The sequence below is a fragment of the Streptomyces alkaliterrae genome, from assembly GCF_007097205.2.
Taxonomy (GTDB): domain Bacteria; phylum Actinomycetota; class Actinomycetes; order Streptomycetales; family Streptomycetaceae; genus Streptomyces; species Streptomyces alkaliterrae.
The window spans coordinates 1-5,778 of the sequence record NZ_VJYK02000333.1 but is presented as its reverse complement, the minus strand read 5'-3'; the positions used below and the strand labels follow the sequence as shown (position 1 = coordinate 5,778).

The following is a 5,778-nucleotide window of genomic DNA, read 5'->3' as shown; positions in this document are numbered from 1 at the left end:
GGGCGGAAGGGGAGCACGCAAGGGCGGCGCTCGTCCCGAGTTCGTCGGGTTTCCGGCCCGATACCCGCTTCGACTAGGGTTTTGGTCGACCGTGGCGGTTGTGTTTCCGTCGTGTGACACAGAAAACATCTCGGTCCCACCCCTACCCGGATCCCGTACCGATCGGTAACGTCCGGGCCGTCCGACCTCAAGGCCCACGGTCTTGAAGCGAGCCAACGGAGGCCGCCGACGCGACGGTCCCTGTTCCGGCAGCGATGAGGAGCAGCAGTCTTGCGCGAGTTCAGCCTTCCGGCACTCTACGAGGTACCCGCCGACGGGAATCTGACGGATCTGATCCGCCGCAACGCCGCCCAGCATCCGGATGCCAAGGTGATCGCCCGCAAGGACCCGAAGGACCCCGCTCGCTGGCAGGACCTCACCTCCGGGGAGTTCCTGGCCGAGGTGGAGGCCGCCGCCCGGGGCCTGATCGCGGCCGGTGTGAAGCCGGGTGACCGGGTGGCGCTGATGTCGCGGACCCGCTACGAGTGGACACTGCTGGACTTCGCCATCTGGACCGCCGGCGGCGTCACCGTGCCGATCTACGAGACCAGCTCGCCCGAGCAGATCGCCTGGATCGTCAGCGACTCGGGCGCGGTGGCCGCGCTGGTGGAGACCGCCGGGCACGCCGCGTCGGTGAAGTCCGTCAGCGAGGGGCTGCCGGAGCTGCGGAACGTGTGGGTCATCGACGACGGCGCCGTCGCCCAGCTCACCGCGGCCGGTGCCGAGGCGGGCGTCAGCGACGAGCTGCTGGCCGAGCACAGCACCGCCGCGAACGCCGATTCCCCGGCCACGATCGTCTACACCTCGGGCACCACCGGCCGCCCCAAGGGCTGCGTGCTCACCCACCGCTCCTTCTTCGCCGAGTGCGGCAACGTCGTCGAGCGGTTGCAGCCGCTGTTCCCGCCGGCCGCCGGCTCGGTGCTGCTGTTCCTGCCGGTGGCGCACGTCTTCGGCCGCATGGTGCAGCTGGCCGCCGTGATGGCGCCGATCCGGCTCGGGCACGTGCCGGACATCAAGAACCTCACGGACGAGCTGGCGTCGTTCAAGCCCGCCATCATCCTCGGCGTCCCGCGCGTCTTCGAGAAGGTCTACAACTCGGCGCGGGCCAAGGCGCAGGCCGACGGCAAGGGCAAGATCTTCGACAAGGCGGCGGACACCGCCATCGCCTACAGCCGGGCGCTGAGCTCGGGCGGCCGGCCCTCGCTCGGGCTGCGGCTGAAGCACAAGCTGTTCGACAAGCTCGTCTACTCCAAGCTGCGCGCGGTCCTCGGCGGCCAGGCGGAGTACGCGATCTCCGGCGGCGCCCCGCTCGGCGAGCGGCTGGGCCACTTCTACCGCGGCATCGGCTTCACGGTGCTGGAGGGCTACGGCCTCACGGAGTCCTGCGCGGCGACCGCGTTCAACCCCTGGGACCGGCAGAAGATCGGCACGGTCGGCCAGCCGCTGCCCGGCTCGGTGGTCCGCATCGCCGACGACGGCGAGGTCATGCTGCACGGCGAGCACCTGTTCACCGGCTACTGGAACAACGAGACGGCCACCACCGAGGCGCTGACCGACGGCTGGTTCCACACCGGCGACATCGGCACCCTGGACGAGGACGGCTACCTCACGATCACCGGCCGCAAGAAGGAGATCCTGGTGACCGCCGGCGGCAAGAACGTCGCGCCGGCCGTGATCGAGGACCGGATCAGGGCGCACGCGCTGGTCGCCGAGTGCATGGTGGTCGGCGACGGGCGGCCGTTCGTAGCCGCGCTGGTCACGCTGGACGAGGAGTTCCTGCCGCGCTGGGCCGCCGAGCACGGCAAGTCCGGTCTCGAGCGTGCGGAGCTGCTGGCGGACGCCGATCTGCTGGCCGCCGTGCAGGGCGCGATCGACGACGGCAACGCGGCGGTCTCCCGGGCCGAGTCGGTGCGCAAGTTCCGTGTCCTGCCGACCCAGTTCACCGAGGAGTCGGGGCACATCACGCCCTCGCTGAAGCTGAAGCGGAACGTGGTCGCCAAGGACTTCGCCAAGGAGATCGAGGCGCTGTACGCCTGAGCACGGCCTGAACGCGAAGGGCGCCGGTCACCTCCCGGGAGGTGACCGGCGCCCTTCGCGTCGGCCGGCGGGTGTCAGAGCAGGGCGCGCAGCCGTTCGGCGAGCAGGTCCCAGCGCCAGCGCTCCTCCACCCACTCCCGGCCCCGCGCGCCCATGGTGGCCCGCAGCTCCGGGTCCTTCAGCAGGGTGGTGATCCGGGCGGCCGCCTCCGCCGGGTCGCCGCCGCGCACGACCCAGCCGGTCTCGCCGTCGAGCACCGCGTCGGGTGCGCCGCCGGAGTCGCCGGCGACGACCGGCAGCCCGGTGGCGGACGCCTCCAGGTAGACGATGCCCAGGCCCTCCACGTCCAGGCCGCGCCGCCGGGTGCGGCAGGGCATCGCGAAGACGTCGCCGGCGCCGTAGTGGGCGGGCAGTTCCTCCCAGGGCACCGCCCCGGTGAAGCGCACCGAGTCGGCGACGCCGGTGCGCCCGGCCAGGGCCCGCAGGTCGCGTTCGTAGGGGCCGCCGCCGACGATCAGCAGTACCGCGTCGGGCACCTCCGCCAGAATGCGCGGCATCGCCTCGATCAGGGTGTCCTGCCCCTTGCGCGGCACGAGCCGGGAGACGCACACGACCACCGGGCGGTCGCTCAGGCCGAGCCGTTCGCGCACGGCGTCGCCGCCCGAGCCCGGGTGGAACGTCTTCTCGTCGACGCCGGGCGGCAGCTGCGTCATCCGGGCCGCCGCCTCGTCGGTGAGCGCGCCGGCGATCCGGGAGCGGGTGTACTCCCCCAGGTAGGTGAGGGTGTCGGTGGACTCGCCGATGCGGCGCAGCAGTCGGCGGGAGGCGGGCAGCTGTGCCCAGCCGGCCTCGTGGCCGTGGGTGGTCGCCACCAGCCGGCGGGCGCCGGCTCGGCGCAGCGCGGGCGCCATCAGGCCCAGCGGGGCCGCCGCCCCGAACCACACCGAGCCGCATCCGTGTTCGCGCAGCAGTTCCACCGCGCGACGGGTGACCCGCGGGGTGGGCAGCAGCATCGTGGTCCGGTCGCGGACGACGGTGAAGGGCTGTTCCGCGTCGAAGCGCGCGGTGGCGGCCACGCCCTCCGCCGAGCGCTTCCAGGTCGACGCGTAGACGACCACCTTCTCCGGGTCGAGCCGCAGCGCCATGCTGTGCAGAAACGCCTGGATGCCGCCGGGTCGGGGCGGGAAGTCGTTGGTGACGATCAGGGTCTTGTCCATCGGCCACGACAGTACCGGGTCGCGGCTCTGGACAACTACGGTCGGGGTATGCGTCTGCTGCTCGTCGGTTGGGCCGCCACCCGGCTGCTTCTGCTGCTGTGCCTCTTCCAGGTTCTGCCGCTCCCCGGGCCGTTCGTGAGTGCGGACGTGGAGGTGATCTACCGGGGCTGGTACGAGGTGTTGAGCGGCGGGGCGTATCCGGCGGACGACGTGACCTGGCAGTATCCGCCGGCCGCCGCGCTGGCGATCCTCTCCCCCGGGCTGCTGCCGTTCCTCGGCTACCCGGAGGCGTTCTACCTGCTCGCCGCGGCGTGCGACGCGGCGGTTCTGGCGCTGCTGCTGGTCGGGGTGCGGCGGCGCGGGCACAGTCCGGCGGGGGCGTGGGTGTGGGTGGTGGGGCTGCCGCTGCTGGGCCCGACGTCCTACGCCCGGTACGACGTCATGGTGACGGCGGTCGCGGTGGCCGCGCTGCTGCTGGTGGTGCGGCGGCCGCGCCTCGGCGGGGTGCTGGTCGCGGTGGGCGCGCTGCTGAAGGTGTGGCCGGCGCTGCTGCTGGTCGGTACGGCCCGGGGCCGTGCGACCCGGCTGGCCTGGGGCGCCGCCGCACTGACGGTGGCCGGGCTGGGTGCCGGGTTCGCCCTGTTCGCGCCGGGCTCGTTGGGCTTCCTGACCCACCAGCGGGAGCGCGGGGTGGAGGTGGAGTCGCTGGGTGCGCTGGTGTTCCACGTGGCACGCTGGTTCGGCTGGCAGGGCGAGGCGCGGATGAACTACGGCTCGATCGAGTTCCTTGGCCCGTACGTGGGGGTGGTCACCACGGTCTCGCTGTGGCTGACGGCGGCGGCGTTCGGCTGGCTGCTGTGGTGGCGGCTGCGGGCCCGGGTGTGGACGCCGACGACGTGCGCGGAAGCGGCGTTCGCGGCGGTGCTGCTGTTCACCGTCACCAGCCGGGTGATCAGCCCGCAGTACATGCTGTGGCTGGTGGGGTTGGCGGCTGTGTGCGCGGCGCTGCGGTCGGCGGGGCAGCGTCCGGCGGTCCGGTTGGTGGTGGCCGCGGCGGCGGTGACGGTGCTGGAGTTTCCGCTGCTCTTCTCCCTGGTGGTGGAGAGCCGACCGCTGGGGGTGGCGCTGATCGCCCTCCGCAACGGGCTGCTGGTGGCGGCCGCGGTGGTCAGTTGTGCGGCGCTGTGGCGGTCCACGGTCCTCGCGCCCGCCGCGCTGCCCAGGCCCGCCGGGCTGCTCAGTCGGCCAGCCGTCGGGCGGTCCAGCGACGCCAGTGCGCGGTGAACTCCCGCTCGTCGACGCCCAGCACGTCGCGTGCCGCGCGGTCCAGCGCGCCGGGACCGGGCCGCCCCGCTGCGCGGTAGAAGCGGGCCAGGCGCGCCTCGCCCCACCGCTCGGCCGTCCAGCGGCAGGCCAGCCAGCCCGCCTCGTAGGCGCGCGCGAGCAGGGCCGGGTCGCCGTCGAAGGCGAAGTCGGCGTCGGTCGGCAGTCGTTCGGGGAGCCGTCCGGCGAGCGCGGCGGCGCGCAGGTGGGGCGCGGCGTGCCGGATGTCCGGGGTCCGGCCCCGGTGGGCGATCCAGTCGGCGAGGCCCTCGGAGAGCCAGGTGGGGGTGTGCTCTGTGGTCGCGGCCCGGGTGGCGACGTGCGCGGTCTCGTGGGTCATCACGGTCTGGCGTCCGGTGGCGTCCAGCGTGCCGTACGCCTCGGGGTTGACGACCACGCGGTCGGCGGGTCCCGCCGCGCGGGGTTCGCTGGAGGTGACGGCGGCGATGCCCAGGTACCGGGCCGGGGAGCCGTCCAGCAGTTCGGCGGCGTTCGGCAGGCTGGCCGGGCCGAGTACGACGACCCGGCGGGTCCACGGCCCGGGCCAGGCGGCGGCGACCCGGGGTACGGCCAGATCGGCCTCCCGGGCGAGCGCGGCCCGCTCGTCGGCCGGGCGCCCGACGGTCAGGACGAGGCTGTGGCGGCCGCGGGTGAGCCGCATCTGCCCCTGTTCCCACAACTGCCGCGGGATGCCCGGCGCTTTGGCCGCGAGACGCCAGCGGCCGTCGTCCCAGGTCAGCGGGAGCCGTTCGAGCGAGGTGCGGGGGCCGTGGTCGTAGCCGCCCAGCCGGTGGCGGAGTTCGGCGACGGCCTCGGCCCGCCGGGCACCGGTCCGCCGTACCGTCAGGACGCGGTGGGACCACTCCGCCAGCGGCAGACGGCGGAGGTTGGCGAAGACGCGGCGGTGGTGGGCCGCGTCCGCCGGGTCGGTGGTGTCGACGGTGTCGAGGTAGCCGGCGCGGTCGCCGCTGAGCACCGCCGCGCCCTGCCGGTCGAGCAGGTGGGCGACGGCGTGGTCGAGCCCGGTGAGCGGGCTGCGGGCGGCCAGCGGGACACAACCGACCAGGGGGACACAACCGGCCGGGGGGAGCACGGCGGTGAGCGCGGCCCCCGCGCCGCGCAGCAGCACCCGCCGGGTGGGCGCGGGGGCCGCGCTCACCGC

At 74.0% G+C, this 5,778-nt stretch carries 4 protein-coding genes; 2 read left to right on the top strand and 2 right to left on the bottom strand.

Going from position 1 to position 5,778, the window contains the following annotated elements; translation table 11 throughout:
• Positions 1-270: 270 nt before the first annotated feature.
• Entirely contained in the window at positions 271-2,076 is a 1,806-nt protein-coding gene (locus tag FNX44_RS22940; protein WP_143650696.1) for an AMP-dependent synthetase/ligase, read from the top strand.
• A 74-nt stretch (positions 2,077-2,150) separates the two neighbouring features.
• On the opposite strand, the gene FNX44_RS22935 is transcribed toward FNX44_RS22940, so the two are convergent.
• Complete coding sequence (locus FNX44_RS22935; RefSeq protein WP_143650695.1) at positions 2,151-3,293, bottom strand: glycosyltransferase family 4 protein; 1,143 nt, start codon at positions 3,291-3,293, stop codon at positions 2,151-2,153.
• A 48-nt stretch (positions 3,294-3,341) separates the two neighbouring features.
• Here FNX44_RS22935 and FNX44_RS22930 point away from each other — a divergent pair, with 48 nt between their 5' ends.
• Positions 3,342-4,577 carry a glycosyltransferase 87 family protein gene (locus FNX44_RS22930; protein WP_143650694.1) on the top strand — a complete coding sequence of 412 codons (1,236 nt, stop codon included), beginning with the start codon at positions 3,342-3,344 and terminating at the stop codon, positions 4,575-4,577.
• On the opposite strand, the gene FNX44_RS28225 is transcribed toward FNX44_RS22930, so the two are convergent.
• A partial coding sequence (locus tag FNX44_RS28225) for a hypothetical protein (protein WP_323369596.1) occupies positions 4,531-5,778 on the bottom strand: 1,248 nt, incomplete at its 5' end. The genes FNX44_RS22930 and FNX44_RS28225 overlap by 47 nt on opposite strands.

What these genes read in the sequence shown, in the direction of transcription:
- FNX44_RS22930 (WP_143650694.1), top strand. Translation starts at nt 3,342, where the DNA reads ATGCGTCTGCTGCTCGTCGGTTGGGCCGCCACCCGGCTGCTTCTGCTG.
- FNX44_RS22935 (WP_143650695.1), bottom strand. Translation starts at nt 3,293, where the DNA reads ATGGACAAGACCCTGATCGTCACCAACGACTTCCCGCCCCGACCCGGC.